Origin of the sequence: Burkholderia metallica, from assembly GCF_001718555.1 — a bacterium.
GTDB classification, from domain to species: Bacteria; Pseudomonadota; Gammaproteobacteria; order Burkholderiales; family Burkholderiaceae; genus Burkholderia; species Burkholderia metallica.
Genome location: NZ_CP013402.1, coordinates 776,159 through 793,526, shown reverse-complemented (window position 1 = coordinate 793,526; position 17,368 = coordinate 776,159). Strand labels below are relative to the sequence as shown.

The following is a 17,368-nucleotide window of genomic DNA, read 5'->3' as shown; positions in this document are numbered from 1 at the left end:
TGCCGGACGGCCGGCACGCCGCTACGGTTTGAGAAACTTGTCGAGCCAGCGCGGTGTCGCCGCACGCTCGAAGACGACGTGCAGAGACGGACTGAATGCGCCGTATTCGAGCCCGTGGCGTTGCGCGAGCAGCGTCAGGGCCTGCGGGGTGTAGAACGAGATGTGCCCGTTGCGCGGCACGCAGTACCACCATTGAGCGATCCCGCTGTCGAGGATGTCCTGCGTGATCGGCGTCGTCTGGAACAGCAGCGCGCCGCCGGGTTTCCGGTAGCGCATGATCTGGTCGAAGAGGTCGATCGGCGCCGGATGATGCTCGAACACTTCGAACGACAGGATCGTATCGAACGTGCCTTCGGGCGGCACCGGGTGCGAGAACGGATCGTACGACGTCACGTCGGTGAAGCCGCGCGACAACAGTTTGCGTTCCAGCAAGCCCAGCCCCGAGCCGAAATCGAGCACGCGGCTGTCCCGCATGTCCGGAAAGCTGGTGCAGATCAGGTCGGCCAGCTGCTGCGGGCGGATCTCGAGATACTCGGGGTCGTGGCGCACGTAGTCGGCGTTGTACACATGCTGCGCGAAATCGTCGTGGGTCCAGCTGTCGAACATCGGCGCCCACGTGAAGCCGCATTGCCGGCAAGCGTGGTAGTAGACCGGCACTCCCGCATACGGGTCGACTTTCTTGCCGGCCATGTAGTCGGCGCCGCAGCTCGAGAAATCGACCAGACCGCAGATGGGAGCGTGGCCCGAACACACTTTGCAGGCGAGGGCTGTCGGATGGCGGTTCAGGTCGTGATTCAAGTTCCCGTCTCCTGGTCGCCTACGAGGCGCGATGGATGGTGCGGGAAGGCTATCACAGTCGCGTTGGCCGTCGCGGTCGCGCACGGGTGCGGCGCGCGTACTTACGGACGCAGCAGATCGAACCCGCCGAATACGACGACGCCGCTCAACGCGATCATCGCGACGGAGTGCTGGCCGAAGTAGAGAATCGCGGCGGCAAGCCACGTCGTGATGCAGAAGGCGCCGATGCGGGCCATCGTGGGTTCCTCGAATGCTTGATGAAGTGAGTGCGCGCCGCACGGCGATCGCCGCTCGACCGGGCGAGCGGGGCGCGCGGGCGCATGGAACGGGCGACCCTCGCAGCCGCGTGTACGGCGTCGGCACGCGTTGCGTGCCACGCCCGCCACGGGCGGGAGTCGAAGCCGGCGGGGTTGCGCGCTTGCTCGCGCCCGGAGGCGCGCGCGCGAATCCCGCCGGCGAAACCGCGATTTTACCAGCGCCGCAGTGCCGGCAGTCTGGCCCTTTCGTCGCCGAAATACGGCGAACAGGCGCCAAATCAGTCCGACCCGATACTCAAGTTTCGTGTGACGAATGCCGTAAACGCATTGGAAGGTATTTCCCCCTTTCACGATTCGCTCACCGACATACGGACCGACACGATGCAGATCGATTTCTCCACGACCTCACGCGCCCCGCTGACGGACGGCAGCCCCGGCACAAACGCTTCGTCCGGCACCGCGGCGGCGACGCCCGCCGCGACGTCGTCCACCGATGGCGCGACGGGTACGACCGGCGCCACCGGCACGCAGGGTTCGCCCGGCGCGAGCGGACAAACGCTCGGCACATCGGGCGCGTCGTCGGACAGCCCGGCGGTTGCGCAACTGAAAGCGCTGATCGACCGGCTGCAGAAGCAGCTCGCGACGATCGAGCGCCAGATGGCGAGCGCCGCGCAGCGCGCGAAGGACGACCCGGCCGCGGCGGTCGAACAGCAGTCGCTGAGCGCGGAAGCCGGCGCGATCTCGGGGGCGCTCGCGACCGCTGTCTCGCAACTCGCGGCGGCGATCGAGAAGGCGGGCGGCTCGTCGGCGGGCGGGCTGGTGTCGACGCAGGCCTGACCGGCGGCGGCCGCGTCGGCCGCCCGCATTACAATCGCAAGCACGTCTCCCTCGAAAGGACGGCAGAACGATGAATGCGGAACTCGACGACGACGATCTCACCCGCTTCGACGCGCAAGGCGGCACGTCGCTGCCGGCGGCCGACGTGCAAGGGTGGCTCGAACACGACGGCGCGCGCATCTGGCACGCGTCGTTCGGCCACGGCCCGCCGGTCGTGCTGCTGCACGGCGGCCTCGGCCATGGCGGCAACTGGGGCAACCAGGTGCCGGCGCTGCTCGCGGCCGGCTACCGTGCGATCGTGATCGACAGCCGCGGCCACGGCCGCAGCACGCGCGACGACCAACCCTATTCGTACGAACGCATGGCGTCGGACGTGCTCGCCGTCCTCGACGCGCTGCACGTCGACCGCGCGCGCTTCGTCGGCTGGAGCGACGGCGCGTGCATCGCGCTCGTGCTGGCCGATCGCGCGCCGGAACGGGCTGCCGGCGTGTTCTTCTTCGCATGCAACATGGACCCGGGCGGGACGAAGGAGATCGTGCCGGGCCCGCTGCTCGACCGCTGCTTCGCACGCCACCGCAAGGACTACGAAGCACTGTCCGCGACGCCGGACCGGTTCGATGCGTTCGTCGCGGCGGTCAGCGAAATGATGCGCACACAACCGAATTACACCGCGCAGGATCTCGCGGCGATCACGGTGCCGGTGACGATCGTGCTGGGCGAGCACGACGAATTCATCCGGCCCGAGCATGCGGCTTACCTCGCGGATACGATTCCGGGCGCGACGCTGACGACCCTGCCCGGCGTGAGCCATTTCGCGCCGCTGCAGCGGCCCGCGCGGTTCAACGCGGCGATGCTGGCGTTTCTCGACCGGCTGCCGGGGTGACGCACGCACGGCCCGCCGGTGCGCGGGCGCGTGAGAGTGTGCGTATGCCGGTCGTGCTCGGGCCATCGCGTGGTCGGCGCCGGGAATCCAGTGCGCGTCGATCTGCCTGCGCAGCAGCGGATAGCACAGCTTGCAGGGCATGCCTTCAGCGTGGCTCGGCAAAACGGCCTGCGGCCCGGAAATGGCGTCGCGGCATTGCAGCGCTTCGCCTGCTCCATTAGTTTTTCTTTCGGCTCGCGCAACATATCGTCGATTGTTGGCGGCGGCCCGGCGGTGGATAGTCCTGCTTCGGCAGGGCCGCCGCAGGGAATTTCGCGCGGCGCGGCCCGATCCGTTGTTCACGCAACCACTCGAAATCAAAGGAACCGCAACCATGCGATTCAACGCGATGCGCATCGCCGCGACCCTCTTCGTCGCCGCGTGCGCCACCGTCACGGCCGGCCGCGCGGCCGCCGCCACGCAGGACGACCTCCACGACACCGTCACCCGCCACATCGCGCCGCTGATGAAGCAGTACGCGATTCCCGGCATGGCGGTGGGCGTCGTCGCCGACGGCAAGCCCTACGTGTTCGATTACGGCGTGATGTCGAAGCAGACCGGCAAGCCCGTCACCGGCGATACGCTGTTCGAGATCGGCTCGGTCAGCAAGACGCTGACCGCGACGCTGGCATCGGATGCGCAGGAGGGCGGCGAACTGTCGCTCGCGGACCCGGCGGCCAAGTACCTGTCCGCGTTGCAGGGCAAGCCGTTCGGCGTCGTGACGCTGCTCCAGCTCGGCACGCACACGCCCGGCGGGACGCCGCTGCAGGTGCCGGACGGCATCCGCGACGACGCCGGCCTGATACGTTATCTCGCCGCGTGGCGTCCCGAGTATGCGCCGGGCACGCACCGCAAGTATTCGAACGTCGCGATCGGGATGCTCGGCTGGCTCACCGCGAAGGCGATGCACAAGGACTTCGCGACGCTGATGGAACAGCGGCTTTTTCCCGCGCTCGGGATGACGCACACGTACATCAACGTGCCGGACGCCCGTATGGCCGACTACGCGCAGGGCTATACGAAGGACGGCAAGCCGGTGCGGATGACGCAGGGCATGCTGTGGCAGCAGGCGTACGGCGTGCGGACCACGGCGGCGGACCTGTTGCGCTTCGTGCAGGCGAACATGGGGATGATCGAGACGGCGCCGCGCCTGCAGCGCGCGATCGAACGCACGCACACGGGCTATTTCCGCGCGGGGCCGCTGACGCAGGACCTGATCTGGGAACAGTACCCGTATCCGGTCGCGCTGCCGACGCTGCTGGCGGGCAACGCGCCGAAGATGCTGTACGAAGCGGTACCGGCCAGCGCGATCGCACCGCCGCTGGCGCCGAATCCCGATACCTGGATTAACAAGACCGGCTCGACCGGCGGCTTCAGCACGTATGTCGCGTTCGTGCCGTCGAAGCGGATCGCGATCGTGATGCTCGCGAACGGCAACGTGCCGATCGAGGATCGCGTGAAGGCGGCCTACCAGATCCTCGGGTCGCTCGGGGACGGGCGGTAACGTTGTCACGGCCGGGCCGGATGCATCGCCCGGCCCGGCACGGCAGGCGCGTCTCACGAGCGCATGGCGATGAAGAACGCTTATGATGCGCGAACGAAGCCGCCGCTGGCGCGACAGGCGAAAGGAGAAACGGTTGAGCATCACATGGGATGGCATCATGGGCGCCGACGTGCTCGACGACGCGCAGGTCGCGATGCGGCACGCGTTAGCCGATGCGGCGCGCGGCGGCGACTGGGCGGCGATGCTGAACGTCGTCGCGAAACAGTCCGCGCTCGTCAACGCGACGCGGCTGGGCGGTAAGTCGCTCCATACGCCGCTGCACCAGGCCGCGTACGGCGGCGCACCGCAAGAAGTCGTCGCCGAACTGCTGCGGCTCGGCGCATCGCGGATGCTGCGCAATGCGCACGGTGAGCGCCCGGTCGATCTTGCCGAGCAGCGCGGGCATCGGCATCTGATCGATCTGCTGACGCCGCAGCCGCGACGCTTCGTACCCGGCGACACGCTGGCGAAGATCCAGCGTCACTTCCACGAGACGATACTCGGCCGTATCGCGCACCTGCGCGTCGACGCGCTGCGTCTGCCCGAACTCGAACCGCTGCTCGAACTCGACGCGCAGACCGAACGCGTGTGGTTCGGCGTACCGGGCATGTACGGCGGGTTCGCGTATACGCTGCGCATCGACGCAGCCGCCGACGGCGCCGCGGCCGTGCTCGTGTCCACGAGCTGGAGCCGCGTGGTCGGCGGCTCGGGCCAGCGACACGAGATCACTGCGCACGGCAGCACGCTGGTCGACGAAGGTTTCGTGTGACGGCGTTGCGCCGTCGCGTCACCGCTCAGGCCGCTGCAGTGTCCTTTACCGCGACAGCCGTCGCACCGCGCGCGGCCGACGCCCGAGCCTGCTCCGCCGCGCCCGCCAGCCGCCGATAGCGCGCGAGCGCCCACAGCGGGAAGTACGCGGTATAGCCGTGATACTTCAGGTAGAAGATGCGCGGAAAGCCCGGCGCATTGTGCGAACGGTGCCACCAGAAGCCGTCGTCCTGCTGCACCGACAGCAGATACGCGATGCCGCGCTTCACCGAATCCGATTCGCAGTCGCCGAATGCCATCTGCGCGAGCAGCGCCCATGCGGTGAAGTTCGACGTGCTCTCGCCGCCATTGGTGCCGGCCAGCTTCGGATCGATGTAGCTGTCGTTCGTCTCGCCCCAGCCGCCGTCCGCATGCTGCCGCGCGCGCAGCCAGTCGATCGCGCGGGCGATATACGGCTGCGACTTGTCCTCGCCGGCGAGCGCGAGGCCGGCCAGCACGCTCCACGTGCCGTAGATGTAGTTCGTGCCCCAGCGGCCCCACCAGCTACCGTCGGGCTGCTGCGTGCGCTTCACGTAGTCGATCGCGCGCGCGAGCGATGCGCGTTCCTCCGCGCGCTTCGTCACGCCGAAGCACAGCAGCACGCGGCCCGACACGTCCTCGGTCGGCGGATCGAGCAGCGCGCCGTGATCGGCGAACGGGATCGCGTTCAGGTACATGCGATCGCAGTCGGCGTCGAACGCCGCGAAACCGCCGTTGCGCGATTGCAGCCCGCGCATCCAGTCGAGCGCGCGCGCGACGCGCGACGCATACGGGTTCGTGCCGTCCGCGTTGCGATGCGTGCGGCCGCGACGGTCGAGCATCGCGGTGACGACCGCGGTGTCGTCGATGTCCGGGTAGTACGGGTTCGCATACTGGAATGCCCATCCGCCCGGCTGAACGTCGGCCGGTGCATTCTCGGTCCAGTCGCCGCGCAGGTCGTTCACCTGGCGTTCGGCCAGCCAGTCGTACGCGCGCGCGATGCGCGCGTCGAGGGCGCGCTGCGCGTCGTCCGGCGCGCCGTCTTCCGGCGCTGCCACGGCGCGCGCCTGCTCGAGCGCCATCGTGCTCCACGCGGTGTCCCACACCGGCGACAGGCACGGCTGGCAATACATGCTGCCGTCCGGCCGCGTGACCAGCAGCTTTTCCAGCGCGTTCTCGCAATCGCGCCGCAGCGGATGGTCGTCCGGATAGCCGAGCACTTCCATCATATGGTAGCTGTATACGATCGGCGGGAAGATCCCGCCGAGCCCGTCCTCGCCGTTCATGCGTTCCGCGCACCACGCTTCGGCATGGCGGATCGCGCGCTGCCGCAGGCCCTTCGGGATCAGCGGTTCGAGGTGACGCACTGTGCGGTCGAGCGCGAGGAACAGCCTGCGCATGCCGCGCGCGGGCGGGAAGTACCGGCGCTCCTCGTCCGGCGGCGTGACGAACAGCTCGCGAATCGACACGTTGCGCGGATTGTGCGCGCGCGCCTTCAGCGAGCACAGCACCAGCAGCGGCACCATCGTCGTGCGCGCCCAGTACGCGACCTTGTACATCGAGATCGGCACCCACTTCGGGAACAGCACGAACTCGATCGGCATGAACGGCGCCGCGCGCCACGGCACCTGGCCGAACGTCGCGAGCAGGATGCGCGTGAACACGTTCGCGCGCGCCGCGCCGCCGAGCTTCAGGATCGCGTCGCGCGCGCGGATCATGTGCGGCGCCTGTTCGCTGTCGCCGGCCGCCTTCAGCGCGAAGTACGCCTTCACGCTGCACGACACGTCCGGGTCGCCGTCGACGTACAGCGCCCAGCCGCCGTGCGTGTCGAGCCGCTGGTTCGCGCGCAGGTAGCGCGCCATCTTCTCCTGGCGCACGTCGTCGATCCTGCCCATGAAATGCATCATCAGGATGTATTCCGCGGTGATCGTCGCGTCGGATTCGAGTTCGAAACACCAGCTGCCGTCGGGCTGCTGAAGACGCACGAGAGCGTCGCGTCCACGGGCGATCGCGGTGTCGAGCGCGGACCAGGGGGAGGAGGTGGGTGTAGTCATGCGGCGGATCATACCATCCGGCCGGAATGTTTATATCGAGACGCCGGGTGCTACCATCCGCACCATGAAAAAACACCTCGAACCCGCGCCGCACGATGCGTCCGCGCCCGTCGAGCCGGCCGGAGCGGCCGGTGCGCGGGCGTCCGCGGCATCGTCGGCGGCTGCCGTTGCCACGGCCGGCGTGCGCCGGAAAAAAGCGCCGGACCAGGTGCGCGCGCAGTTGCTGGCGGCCGCATCGGAAATCGCGACACATCAGGGCGTGGCCGCGTTGACGCTCGACGCGGTGGCCGAGCGTGCCGGCGTGACCAAAGGCGCGCTGCAGTATCACTTCGCGAACAAGCAGGGGTTGCTGGATGCGCTGTTCGGGCAGGCGACCGAGCGGTTCGCCGCGCAGATGGCCGCGCGGATGGCGGCGGATGCCGACGGCGCCGGCGCGGCGGCGCGGGCCTACATGCACGCGGTGCTCGACGAATCGCACCCGGCCGCGAGTACCGACGTGCTGCGTGTGCTGGTCGCGTCGATGATTACCGACCAGGACACGCGCGAGCGGTGGTCGGTGCCGATGCGGGAATGGACGCGCCCCGATCCCGTGCCGCTCGAGCAGGCCGCGACGCTGATGATCTGCCGGCTTGCTGCCGACGGACTGTGGATTTCGAAGCTGCTCGACAGCATCGAGATCGCCGACGACCTGCGTGCGGAGATCGTCCGGCAGCTCGATGCGATGAGCCGGGGTGCGTTTCGGGACGCGAGCGACGGTCCCGCGTGACGCATGCGTCGCCGCACACCCGGCGGCGATCGCTCAGAACTGCGCCTGCAGCTTGACCTCCGTGGCATCGCGCCAGACCGTCAGCGGCACCACCGTGCCCTTCGGTGTCGCATGCACGGCGTTCGCCAGGTCGGCCATCCGCTTCAGCGGCCGATCGCCGAACCGCATCAGCAGATCGTAATTCTTCAGGCCGGCGCGATCGGCGACGGCGCCCGGCAGCACGCCTTCGATCCGCACCGCGCCGCCGGGGACTTTCAGCGCTGCCAGCTCCTGGTCGTCCATTTCCACGAAATACACGCCGAAGGTCGTCGGCTGGTTCAGCATGTCCGGCGGCACCAGGTGGAGGTCGTTCGGAACGCCGGCGAGAAAGCGCGACAGATATGCGGCCGGAATCCGGATCCTGAACGCGTTGTCGGGCGCGTCGTAGTCCGACAGGCTGAGCACGAGGTCGGTCCCGCTGACTTCGTAGGTCTTCAGATAGAGGCGATCGAGCATGATGAAGACCCCGCCGTTCACGGGCCACGTCTTGCCGCCATCGGCGGCCGGGCTCCAGTTCTCGGGGTCGGCGTAGCCGCCGCCGTTCAGCGTCGGAATCGCGACCGGGATCTTCGGTTGCCGAAAGCGGGTGCCGAATTTCCCGTAGTCGCGCACGGTGTTGAAATACTGCTTCTCCGCCGTATGAAAGGCGACGGCGAGCCCCAGCATGGAATCGTTGCCTTGCGGAGACTGGATCAGCGTCAATTGCGCGTTGACGATGCCTTGCGCCGCCGATAACCCGGAATCGCCGACGGTCAAGACGGGGGAATCGTAACGAACGTTTTCGGGGAAACGTTCGGACAGCCACGTATAGACGGGCGGTGAGGCCTTTTCCTGCGCCAGTGTCGGCTGTGCGGCCAATAACGACGTCGCCAGCACGGCGGTCAATGCAAAAACACGTTTCATCCCGGAATGTCCTTTTATGGAAACTTATTTTAATGGTGAGTTCAGTCGGACTTCGAGGTCGACACACGACCGCAAAGCGCGGTTATGGGGCGATGCGAAAGACTCTGAACGACCCACAACAGCCTTTCGATCTCGTGCGAGGACTACGGCAGGTGGCAAACCGGAGCGGCCATTCGTCGTCCGTCTCCACTGGCTTGCTGGCCGCAGCCGACGCGTGGGGGCAGGTGGCAGTGCGCCGGCCCCGGGTTGGTTTGCTGACGCTCGCAAGCCGGCCTCCGGATGGTAGGTCACCGTGGCGAGCGCAGTCCCCGAAACACTACGTACATCACCCGCACTGGCATCGAGCTCGACTCCAACGCGCATTCGGCGTAAAAGTTACAATCCTCACTTGGCCCAACGAATCTTCCATATCTCGGCGTCACCAATCACGGCGCCATTCAGTTAATGTCCGTCTAGCTTCAATATCAGCTTAGCCTTGCCGTCCAATCCCGATAGCAACTTATCCTTCGAAGTTTGTGAAAAATGGTCCCATAGTTCGCGCGCGACCGTGCATAAAAATAGGCGATGCACAATAGTCTCGCCTTTGCAGAATATATCGACCGCAGATTCCAAGATTTTTACATCGTATGCGGTTTTGGATAACTCCGTCTGATTGTTCCAAATTCCTGGCAACTGGCCGTGGACGATCGACGAGATGAGGCTATACCATGTTTCAAGGTCGCCAATGAGCGACAAGTGTTGCTGCGACTGCGTAAAATCAACTGTATGGTTTTTATGGAAATCAATTATTTCATTTTTATCTATGAAATATTTTGGATTTCTTACAAGCGTCTCCAATTCTTTCGCGTGACATCGAAAGAACGTATAGTAGAGTGCGTTTTCCAGCATGCTTCTTATCGAACCGGCTGCGGCTCGATAGAGCGCTAACGACAGGCTAGCGGCAACTAGTTGCCCTGCCGTTTGCATTTCTCGAACGAAGCTCAAGGCTGGATTTCCTTGATCGGCGGCCTCTAATTGCTTAGACCATATAGCCATCCTCAGGCTCGCGTTTGAAATTTTTTCGACAGCCATATCATTGGAAATGAATGTTTTTACATTCTCATTCCAGTCAACAGTCGTGAGCGCATTCTTTAAGTATTTGGATGGCATATTTTGTTATCGATTATGTCTTTCCGATATACCTTTCAGATACTCGTCATCGCGTTTTTCGCCGGCCAATAGATTAAATAGCTCGTGCCTTTGCTCCCGCGATGAATGAAGGAAAAATGCCTCAACTATTCTAGTCACGCTACTCTCCGCGGATAGATTGTTGGCCACACTGCCGTCAACCTTGTTTAGAATATTCAGCAGTGCTGCCTTGCTGAGCCGTTTTCGCTTAACGATCTGCATTATCTCGTCAAGGAGCTCCTCTGGCGCATTGCTCCTATTTTCCCGCTCTGACTCGGATTTCTCTGCGCTCAACATTACTCGCGACCATGCTCCACGGCCTTCTATTGCTGAGTAAACAGTATCCACTATCTCAGAAAAATCAAAGCCAAAGTCAGGGCTGCGCAATATATTGACAACCATGCGGCGTTCATTTTGAGAAAATTCCTCTTTTAAGAGAGAGGAAATGAAAATCCTAATCAGACGGTCGCGAACATCCTTTTTGCTCATTTCGATGCGCCTATTTTTGAAATAAACTCGGCAGTAACTGCGCGAAGGTTATGATATGCTTCGGTACTATAAGAGGCACTGCTGTGCCAAACAAAGCCCTTCCCACCCTCCGGATCAGAGAAAGCCTTGTACTTTTTCAGAGTTCTGTCGAGGCAATATTTACCATATCGGGGATTGCTGCGGATCTCGGATTCTTGCTTCGATATGCCCGTTCGCGGAGCAAGATTAAATAAAATGTGAGGAGTTACCGCTGGCCCAACACCGCCCTTTGCCCTAATAAATTCCATCATCAATCCAATGCCACGAGTCGAAAATTTTTGAGGGCTTACTGGTATTAAAACATGTTGAGAATTTTGCAGCGCTGTTTTCGTAAATAATGAGCCAGCAGGATGGCAATCGATGAATATATAATCATACTGCTCACGGCATTCATTTATGAATTTCTGAAACCGCTCTTCGATCGGCTTCGTGTTCGCGTTTGCTTGCCCCAAGGCGACGTACATCAAATCCAATGTTGATGGAATGATGTCGAAAATATTTCCTCCGTGCATCGTCATGACTCGAGTTGCAAGTGTTGATACAGGAGGCGGTTTGTGATTACCCGGAACCTGCAATTGGTACGGGTTCAGATCGGAATCATCTTCCAACAGAATCGAGATGGATGTTTTCCGTTGCTTTTCCAAATCAAAATACGTTTTAGCGGGCAGATAAGCTTGCGAAAGATTGAACTGCGGATCGTAGTCGATCGCAAGCACCTTCACTGGAGGCGCGCCCGTTCGTACCATGCGCGTTAGCATGCCAGCGACGTGAATCGCAACGGTGGTCTTGCCAACGCCGCCCTTCATATTCATGACAGTTACTACTTGCCCCATAGGTCCGCTCCGATATTTGTTTTCTTAGTGGTCAAGCTGGCCGTAGCGCGCAGTGAACCATGACGCCCAAATTTTCGCAAATTCTGGACTCATCGGGGTCGAATATGTGAAAAAAACGGTTGTCCATTGGACGCTACGCTTATTTTTCGGTGTTCGCTCCCCGATGATCGTTTGTTTCCTGTGCGGAGCGGTCGCTCGCATGACGCCATGAGCGCCACGGCGAGTGGCTGAACGTGGCCGATTCTCGCCCGATAGGCTGTGCCACTTCTCTTCTGCCCGCGCTGCCGTGAACGTAGCCATCGCTAATTGCGTCTGGTATCATGTGGTCTATAATGTAGTATCAATTGATACCTTTCGGGAGTCGTCATGTCGCTCGTCACCCCTGAAGCCGTCGCCGCGGTCATGGAATTGCGGCCGGTCCCGCATACGCTTGCGGAGCTCGAGACGCTCGTGCGCGACGGGCTGCCGAAATCTGCGCTGCGTGCCGGCGTCGAACATGCGACGCAAGGTGCCGACGCCCGGCGCGCGTTGCTGGCTCGCATCATCCCCGAGGCCACTTACAAGCGCCGCCGCGACCGACTGACGCGAGACGAATCGGAGAAGACCGAACGCCTCGCCCGTATCGTCGCGACGACTACCTACGTCTGGAACGACGAAGCGGACGCGCGGGAATTCCTGTCGACGCCGCACCCCGAACTGGAGGGCAGGGCGCCTCTCGATGTCGCGCTCACGGAGCTCGGCGCGCGCCGAGTCGAAGAATTGCTCTGGAAGCTGTTCTACGGGTTGCCGGCATGAAGTTGTATCGCATCGCCGACACACGACACACGATCTGGAGCGGCACCGGCGCGATGCTGGCTGGCGGCCGCTTCAACAGTCCGGGCCGGCCGGTCATCTATGCAGCGCTGACCTTTGCCGGCGCGATGCTCGAGGTGCTCGTGCATGCACGAATCGGCAAGGTGCCGAAGACGCACGGATGGGTCGAAGCAACGGTTCCCGACGATGTTCTCGTCGAACGCCAGTCCGCCGACACACTACCGGCGGGATGGGATTCGGCCGCGCAGCAGCCGGCACGTCAGTTCGGTGACGCATGGCTTACCGAATCACGGACCGCTATTTTGATCGTGCCGTCCGTAGTCGCTCGAGCGGAATGCAACGTATTGGTGAATCCTGCACATCCCGACGCCGCACGCATCGTCGTGACGGATCCACAACCTGTCGTGTGGGACGAGCGACTTTTTGTGGCGCCGCCCGCCAGACGATCATAGATTTCCGCTGGTGGTCGGCTAACCTTGTTTCGACGCATTTCTCCTGGGGATGGGAACGACTACGACGTTGTTTTTGGATTCATTCGCACTCCAACCTAGTTCCCCACACGAAGCGCGGCGGGTGTCCGCTGGCCGGTAAGTCGACGGTCCGCGTCAAGACCATCTACGGAAATATTTCGGAATCCGCTATGTCGATCATATATTCGGCAATTAAGTGTTGTGTCGTTGCTGTTGCTGTCACTGGCGGGGTGAACGCATTCGCGGGCGAACAGGCGCCGTCCTCGGTTCGGTTGTCGAATGGACTTCAGTTCCGACCGACTGAAGATGGAAAACGGCTGGTTGAAGTCGATACGGCCCATCACCGCACAATTTCAGTGAAGTTGCCTACGGCGTTTCGTCGGGCCGTCGCCTCGTCGTCGGGCATCGGATTCCCGTCGACGATATCGAAGGTAGGCGACGGAAAAGAGTTCGTGCTGGTGGTCGTCAACCAATCGTCGAGCAATCAACCGATGGGCTTTTGCGGTGCCGGCGACGAGAGCACGCTGTATGCGCTGCAGGTCAACGGCAACGCCGCGGCCCCGGTCTATTCGATGCCGGTACAAAGCTGTTTGCACAGCGTGTCTCTCGATGACAACGGAGGCGACCGGTCGCCGTGGCTCGCGATCGAGTGGCTCGAGAACCCGGTTGGATTCAAGATTACCTGGACCAATATCGACGACGCCGGTAATGCGACGCGCGAGTACCGGTACAACGGAAGCACGTTTACTCGTAGCAAGTAGTCCGCGCTCGTAGATCAAAGCGCTCGGGCCACGAGTTGACGACTTTATTGACGGACTTGCCAAAGCAATGACGTCAACTCGCACGTGTCCGGAATAAATTTATCAACTTGCGTCGTTGACTTCGAATCCCGGCCGGGCCCCGGCAAGTGAATCGCATCATTCGCTCAAGGTATGGGGCCACACGCGCCGACCGGGCGGAAACCGCACCGATCGTCGACCCGGGTCGATGCGACACGCTTCATCGTCGATCGAAGCGGGCGGCGGCCGTGGAAGACCCGTTGCAGACTTCGGATGCCGGGACGACAATATCTGCCGGATTCGCTTCGGAGGTGGCCCGACATGGTCAAATTCCAGCCCGACGGATGGCACACCGTCACGCCGCGGATCGTCGTGCCCGATCCGCATAACCTGATCGAGTTCGTTCGCGCGGTATTTCACGCGCAGGGCGCGTTCCGGCCGGGGCTGCCCGCCGAAATCAGGATCGGCGATTCCGTCGTGATGATCAGCGGCGAAGACGGCCTGCGCGATCCGATGCCCGCGTTTCTGTACGTCTACGTCGAGGATGCCGATCGGGTTTATCAGCGCGCGCTCGCGGCGCATGCGATTTCGCTCGAAGCGCCGGCCGACCTGCCGTACGGCGACCGGCGGGCGATGGTGCAGGATCCGTGGGGAAATCGTTGGCAGATCGCCACGCATCAGCGCGACCTCCCGGTCGACGAGATCCGTGCAAGGCTGGCCGGCGGCGGCTAGGCACCCGTCGGCGCACGTCGCTTGCCGTGCAGCGCGCCCGACAATCCTTCCAGGCGATCGTTGGTACTGCTTGGTGCATGAGTCAGGCACAGCTTGCCCGTTCCTCTGTCGCAATCGTCAAGATCCACGTCGCGTACAGATAAAACCTTCCCGTTCCCGCCGCCGTTAACCCGTTCGCAGCCCATGCGCCCCGTGTTGCGACGCGGCGCGCGTCGTTCGTGATCCGGAATCCACATCCGCCGCTGGCCGTGCCCGGCCGGGGCAAGGGAACGTCATGCGAAAACAACTCACTATCCGTGGTGGTCTCGTCGCGACCATCGCCGGCTATACCGTGCTGCTCGTACTGGTGGTCGCCGCAAGCATCGCGGCCCTCTACGCGGGCAACGGGTCGCTCGAGGCGATGTATCGCGACGACACCGCATCGCTGCTGCACCTGAAGACCAGTTCCGAGCGGATGCTCGTGCTGCGCGAACGCATGAGCGACGTCGCGCAGATCATCAGCGCCGGCCACTCGGGCAAGGAGGAGATCGCGGCGCTCCACACGCTCCTCAAGCAGAGCAACGACGAACTGGACGCCTATACGCGCCTGCACGCGCGCAATGCGGACGAGCAGGCGCTGTTCGACACGCTGCAGCGTCACCGCCGGGCGCTGCTCGACGGCGTGTTCCTGAAGGCGCTGTCGCAACTCGACGGCGACGACGCATTCGGCTTCCTCGACACGCAACGCAATGTGCCACCCGCGTTGTTCGCCGCGTACCAGGCGGCGATCGACGCGCTCGAAACGTTCCAGGTTGCACGCGAAAAGGCGCGCTACGACGCGGCCGGCGTGAATTTCCACCGGATCGTGTGGGGGATGGCGGCGGTCGCGGCACTCGCGCTCGTCGTCGGCTTCTTCACGCAGCGCGTGCTCGCGAAGGCGATCATCGAACCGATCCATCTCGCGGTCGGCCAGTTCGACAAGATCTCGAAAGGCGACCTGACCGGCACGATCGTCGTGCCCGGCGACAACGAGATGGCCTATCTGCTGCATGCGCTGAAGCGGATGCAGGACGGCCTCGTCGATACCGTGAACCAGGTGCGCGCGAGCACGGAGACGATCGTCGGCGACGTCCGCACGATCGCGAGCGGCAACGTCGACCTGTCGGCGCGCACGGAGCAGCAAGCCGTATCGCTGCAACAGGCGGCGGCGAGCGTCGAGCAACTGACGGCGGCCGTGCGCCAGAACGCGGACAACGCGCGCGATGCGCGCACCTATGTCGAAGGCGCGGCGGCCATCGCGTCGCGCGGCGGGGACGCGATGCAGCGCGTCGTCGAGACGATGTCGGAGATCTCGCACAGCTCCGCGCGGATCTCCGGCATCGTCGGCGTGATCGAGAGCATCGCGTTCCAGACCAACATCCTCGCGTTGAACGCGGCCGTCGAAGCCGCGCGCGCGGGCGAGCAGGGGCGCGGCTTCGCGGTCGTCGCGACCGAGGTGCGCGGCCTCGCGCAGCGCTGCGCGTCGGCGGCGAAGGAAATCCGCGAGCTGATCGGCCAATCCGCGCAGCGTGTCGAAGACGGCAGCGGCCTCGTCGCACGGGCCGGCTCGGCGATGACCGAGCTCGTCGCCGCGGTCGAGCGCGTCAACTTGATCATGAGCGAAACCAGCAACGCGTTCGAAGAGCAGTCGTCGGGCATCGAGCAGGTGAACGCGGCGGTCATCCAGATGGAGCAGACGATGCAGCGCAATGCCGCGCTGGTCGAGGAGGCGGCGGCCGCGGCGCTGTCGCTCGACGAACAGGGCGCGCGGCTGAGCGTGGCGGTCGCGCAGTTCCGTCTGCGTGATGCGGCGCTCGCGTGACATTCCGGTGCGGGCGTGAGGCGCCGGATCGTCGAGCCGGGCGCACGTTTGCGGTGCGCAAGTCACGGCTGCCGGTCACGATGCGATCCGTGCACCGGTTCGGTGAAGCAGGGGATCGGGACGATCGCCGGACCCGATGCGACGCTGTCGGGGGGTGTCGTGAGCGCGAAGCGGCGACGGCCGCGCAGCCGTGCGCGTCGGCCGACGCTGGAGCGCATTGGTCACAAAGTTCTCCACAGGGTTATGCACGGAAATTGTGGATAACTTGCGGTGTGGTAACCGGGTGCCGGCGATCCCGAATCGCGCATGTCGCGACGTGACATCGCGCGCCGCGATTTGCTTTGCCGAAAAGATCGTTTAGCGGCCGTCGCGGAACGCAATAGCATGAAACGCTCCCTCAATCGGCCGCGCTTGCGCGGCCGTTCATTGCGACCGTACCGGCCCGATATGACGACACTGAACGACTATCTCCGACAGAAGCGCGACGCGTGGCGCGCGAAACTGGACGCCGCCCGCAGCCACCCGGATCTGAAGGCCACGCCGCTGAAGGCGACCGTGCGCGCGCTGGGCCGCAGCGGCGTGCGGGAAATTCGCATTCGCGATTTCCAGGTGATCAGCGACAGTCCGCCCGATTTCGCGGGCTACGACCTCGGGCCGGCATCGCCTGAGCTGCAGCTCGGCGTGCTCGGCAGTTGCCTCACGCACATCACGCTGATTCAGGCCGCGGAGCGCGGCCTGAAGATCGACTCGATCAAGGTCGAGGTGACCGGCGACCAGCATCCGCTCGCGCAGCAACCGGGCTTCGAGCATGTGCCGGTGTTCCCGCACAACCTCCGCTACACGCTCGACATCGTGTCGCCGGAACCGCCGGAGACGATTCGTGCGCTGCATCAGGCGGTCGAGGCCGTGTGCCCGATCTTCAACCTGCTGAAACTGCCGCAGACGATCGACGGCGAATTGCGGCATACGCAAGGTTGACGTACGTCGGCGCACCGGCGCATCGCAGCATGCGACGGTGTCGCGGCGTGAACTAACTCACTCGATACCCTGTGCACCCCGTTGGCACGATCCTGAAGTTGCTGGAATACGTCCAGCAGCCGCGCACAGAACCGCCAGCGACGGATCGCTTCGGCCGCGCGACGTCGAATAGCGAAGCGTTGGCGAAACACGCACGAAGCAATCCGCGATTGAACATGCACGTTGCTGCCAAGCGCGGGCGGCGAGCAACTTTATGACGCGGGCCGATTAATTTATCGGTTTATATCGCTTGGGATCGCGGGACCGGGAGAACAGAATGCGTG

Annotated in this window: 18 protein-coding genes; 11 read left to right on the top strand and 7 right to left on the bottom strand. The window is 63.7% G+C overall.

Features of this window, described 5'->3' with window-relative positions; all coding sequences use genetic code 11:
• Positions 1–21: 21 nt before the first annotated feature.
• Together WJ16_RS19390 and WJ16_RS35780 are read right to left on the bottom strand one after the other, a co-directional pair.
• Positions 22–798 carry a class I SAM-dependent methyltransferase gene (locus tag WJ16_RS19390; RefSeq protein ID WP_069258661.1) on the bottom strand — a complete coding sequence of 259 codons (777 nt, stop codon included), beginning with the start codon at positions 796–798 and terminating at the stop codon, positions 22–24.
• 101 nt (positions 799–899) lie between these two features.
• Complete coding sequence (locus WJ16_RS35780; RefSeq protein ID WP_006405345.1) at positions 900–1,034, bottom strand: hypothetical protein; 135 nt, start codon at positions 1,032–1,034, stop codon at positions 900–902.
• 402 nt (positions 1,035–1,436) lie between these two features.
• On the opposite strand from WJ16_RS35780, the gene WJ16_RS19385 reads away from it, so the two are divergent.
• The 4 genes from WJ16_RS19385 to WJ16_RS19370 all read left to right on the top strand — a co-directional run bounded on the left by WJ16_RS19385 (position 1,437) and on the right by WJ16_RS19370 (position 5,126).
• Positions 1,437–1,892 (top strand): hypothetical protein, encoded by a 456-nt coding sequence (locus WJ16_RS19385; protein ID WP_069258660.1) that lies wholly within the window; start codon positions 1,437–1,439, stop codon positions 1,890–1,892.
• Positions 1,893–1,962: 70 nt separating this feature from the next.
• Positions 1,963–2,775 carry an alpha/beta fold hydrolase gene (locus tag WJ16_RS19380; RefSeq protein WP_069258659.1) on the top strand — a complete coding sequence of 271 codons (813 nt, stop codon included), beginning with the start codon at positions 1,963–1,965 and terminating at the stop codon, positions 2,773–2,775.
• 373 nt (positions 2,776–3,148) lie between these two features.
• Positions 3,149–4,318, top strand: coding sequence for a class C beta-lactamase (gene ampC / locus WJ16_RS19375; protein ID WP_076605972.1), 1,170 nt, complete (start codon positions 3,149–3,151; stop codon positions 4,316–4,318).
• 133 nt (positions 4,319–4,451) lie between these two features.
• Positions 4,452–5,126 (top strand): ankyrin repeat domain-containing protein, encoded by a 675-nt coding sequence (locus WJ16_RS19370; RefSeq protein ID WP_084636085.1) that lies wholly within the window; start codon positions 4,452–4,454, stop codon positions 5,124–5,126.
• A gap of 25 nt (positions 5,127–5,151) precedes the next feature.
• On the opposite strand, the gene shc is transcribed toward WJ16_RS19370, so the two are convergent.
• Complete coding sequence (gene shc, locus WJ16_RS19365; protein ID WP_069258658.1) at positions 5,152–7,209, bottom strand: squalene--hopene cyclase; 2,058 nt, start codon at positions 7,207–7,209, stop codon at positions 5,152–5,154.
• 52 nt (positions 7,210–7,261) lie between these two features.
• On the opposite strand from shc, the gene WJ16_RS19360 reads away from it, so the two are divergent.
• Entirely contained in the window at positions 7,262–7,963 is a 702-nt protein-coding gene (locus tag WJ16_RS19360) for a TetR/AcrR family transcriptional regulator (RefSeq protein ID WP_069258657.1), read from the top strand.
• Positions 7,964–7,996: 33 nt separating this feature from the next.
• On the opposite strand, the gene WJ16_RS19355 is transcribed toward WJ16_RS19360, so the two are convergent.
• The 4 genes from WJ16_RS19355 to WJ16_RS33485 all read right to left on the bottom strand — a co-directional run bounded on the left by WJ16_RS19355 (position 7,997) and on the right by WJ16_RS33485 (position 11,433).
• Entirely contained in the window at positions 7,997–8,905 is a 909-nt protein-coding gene (locus tag WJ16_RS19355; protein ID WP_157126822.1) for a S1C family serine protease, read from the bottom strand.
• 441 nt (positions 8,906–9,346) lie between these two features.
• Entirely contained in the window at positions 9,347–10,054 is a 708-nt protein-coding gene (locus WJ16_RS34935) for a hypothetical protein (protein ID WP_157126821.1), read from the bottom strand.
• A 6-nt stretch (positions 10,055–10,060) separates the two neighbouring features.
• Positions 10,061–10,561 (bottom strand): hypothetical protein, encoded by a 501-nt coding sequence (locus WJ16_RS34930; protein WP_157126820.1) that lies wholly within the window; start codon positions 10,559–10,561, stop codon positions 10,061–10,063.
• Complete coding sequence (locus WJ16_RS33485) at positions 10,558–11,433, bottom strand: ParA family protein (protein WP_084636074.1); 876 nt, start codon at positions 11,431–11,433, stop codon at positions 10,558–10,560. Before WJ16_RS33485 ends, WJ16_RS34930 begins: the two co-directional genes overlap by 4 nt.
• Positions 11,434–11,799: 366 nt before the next feature.
• Between WJ16_RS33485 and WJ16_RS19350 the strand changes: the two genes are divergently transcribed.
• The 6 genes from WJ16_RS19350 (at position 11,800) to WJ16_RS19325 (ending at position 17,045) form a co-directional block, all read left to right on the top strand.
• Positions 11,800–12,228 (top strand): antitoxin Xre/MbcA/ParS toxin-binding domain-containing protein, encoded by a 429-nt coding sequence (locus WJ16_RS19350; RefSeq protein ID WP_069258655.1) that lies wholly within the window; start codon positions 11,800–11,802, stop codon positions 12,226–12,228.
• Positions 12,225–12,698, top strand: a complete 474-nt coding sequence (locus WJ16_RS19345; RefSeq protein WP_069258654.1) for an RES family NAD+ phosphorylase — start codon at positions 12,225–12,227, stop codon at positions 12,696–12,698. The genes WJ16_RS19350 and WJ16_RS19345 overlap by 4 nt, the downstream gene beginning before the upstream one ends.
• A 188-nt stretch (positions 12,699–12,886) precedes the next feature.
• Positions 12,887–13,477, top strand: a complete 591-nt coding sequence (locus WJ16_RS19340) for a hypothetical protein (RefSeq protein ID WP_157126819.1) — start codon at positions 12,887–12,889, stop codon at positions 13,475–13,477.
• A gap of 171 nt (positions 13,478–13,648) precedes the next feature.
• Complete coding sequence (locus tag WJ16_RS19335) at positions 13,649–14,227, top strand: VOC family protein (RefSeq protein WP_236858257.1); 579 nt, start codon at positions 13,649–13,651, stop codon at positions 14,225–14,227.
• Between the two features lie 274 nt (positions 14,228–14,501).
• Entirely contained in the window at positions 14,502–16,067 is a 1,566-nt protein-coding gene (locus WJ16_RS19330; RefSeq protein WP_069258651.1) for a methyl-accepting chemotaxis protein, read from the top strand.
• A 447-nt stretch (positions 16,068–16,514) separates the two neighbouring features.
• On the top strand, positions 16,515–17,045 hold the full coding sequence (locus tag WJ16_RS19325; RefSeq protein WP_069258650.1) for an OsmC family protein: 531 nt from the start codon (positions 16,515–16,517) through the stop codon (positions 17,043–17,045).
• The last annotated feature ends 323 nt before the right edge of the window (positions 17,046–17,368 follow it).

Bases quoted from the DNA above. Each gene is read 5' to 3' on its own strand.
- WJ16_RS19345 (WP_069258654.1), top strand. From the start codon at position 12,225: ATGAAGTTGTATCGCATCGCCGACACACGACACACGATCTGGAGCGGC.
- WJ16_RS35780 (WP_006405345.1), bottom strand. From the start codon at position 1,034: ATGGCCCGCATCGGCGCCTTCTGCATCACGACGTGGCTTGCCGCCGCG.
- WJ16_RS19355 (WP_157126822.1), bottom strand. From the start codon at position 8,905: ATGAAACGTGTTTTTGCATTGACCGCCGTGCTGGCGACGTCGTTATTG.
- ampC (WP_076605972.1), top strand. From the start codon at position 3,149: ATGCGATTCAACGCGATGCGCATCGCCGCGACCCTCTTCGTCGCCGCG.
- WJ16_RS19350 (WP_069258655.1), top strand. From the start codon at position 11,800: ATGTCGCTCGTCACCCCTGAAGCCGTCGCCGCGGTCATGGAATTGCGG.
- shc (WP_069258658.1), bottom strand. From the start codon at position 7,209: ATGATCCGCCGCATGACTACACCCACCTCCTCCCCCTGGTCCGCGCTC.
- WJ16_RS19380 (WP_069258659.1), top strand. From the start codon at position 1,963: ATGAATGCGGAACTCGACGACGACGATCTCACCCGCTTCGACGCGCAA.
- WJ16_RS34930 (WP_157126820.1), bottom strand. From the start codon at position 10,561: ATGAGCAAAAAGGATGTTCGCGACCGTCTGATTAGGATTTTCATTTCC.
- WJ16_RS19325 (WP_069258650.1), top strand. From the start codon at position 16,515: ATGACGACACTGAACGACTATCTCCGACAGAAGCGCGACGCGTGGCGC.
- WJ16_RS19330 (WP_069258651.1), top strand. From the start codon at position 14,502: ATGCGAAAACAACTCACTATCCGTGGTGGTCTCGTCGCGACCATCGCC.
- WJ16_RS33485 (WP_084636074.1), bottom strand. From the start codon at position 11,433: ATGGGGCAAGTAGTAACTGTCATGAATATGAAGGGCGGCGTTGGCAAG.
- WJ16_RS19385 (WP_069258660.1), top strand. From the start codon at position 1,437: ATGCAGATCGATTTCTCCACGACCTCACGCGCCCCGCTGACGGACGGC.
- WJ16_RS19360 (WP_069258657.1), top strand. From the start codon at position 7,262: ATGAAAAAACACCTCGAACCCGCGCCGCACGATGCGTCCGCGCCCGTC.
- WJ16_RS19335 (WP_236858257.1), top strand. From the start codon at position 13,649: ATGGGGCCACACGCGCCGACCGGGCGGAAACCGCACCGATCGTCGACC.
- WJ16_RS19340 (WP_157126819.1), top strand. From the start codon at position 12,887: ATGTCGATCATATATTCGGCAATTAAGTGTTGTGTCGTTGCTGTTGCT.
- WJ16_RS34935 (WP_157126821.1), bottom strand. From the start codon at position 10,054: ATGCCATCCAAATACTTAAAGAATGCGCTCACGACTGTTGACTGGAAT.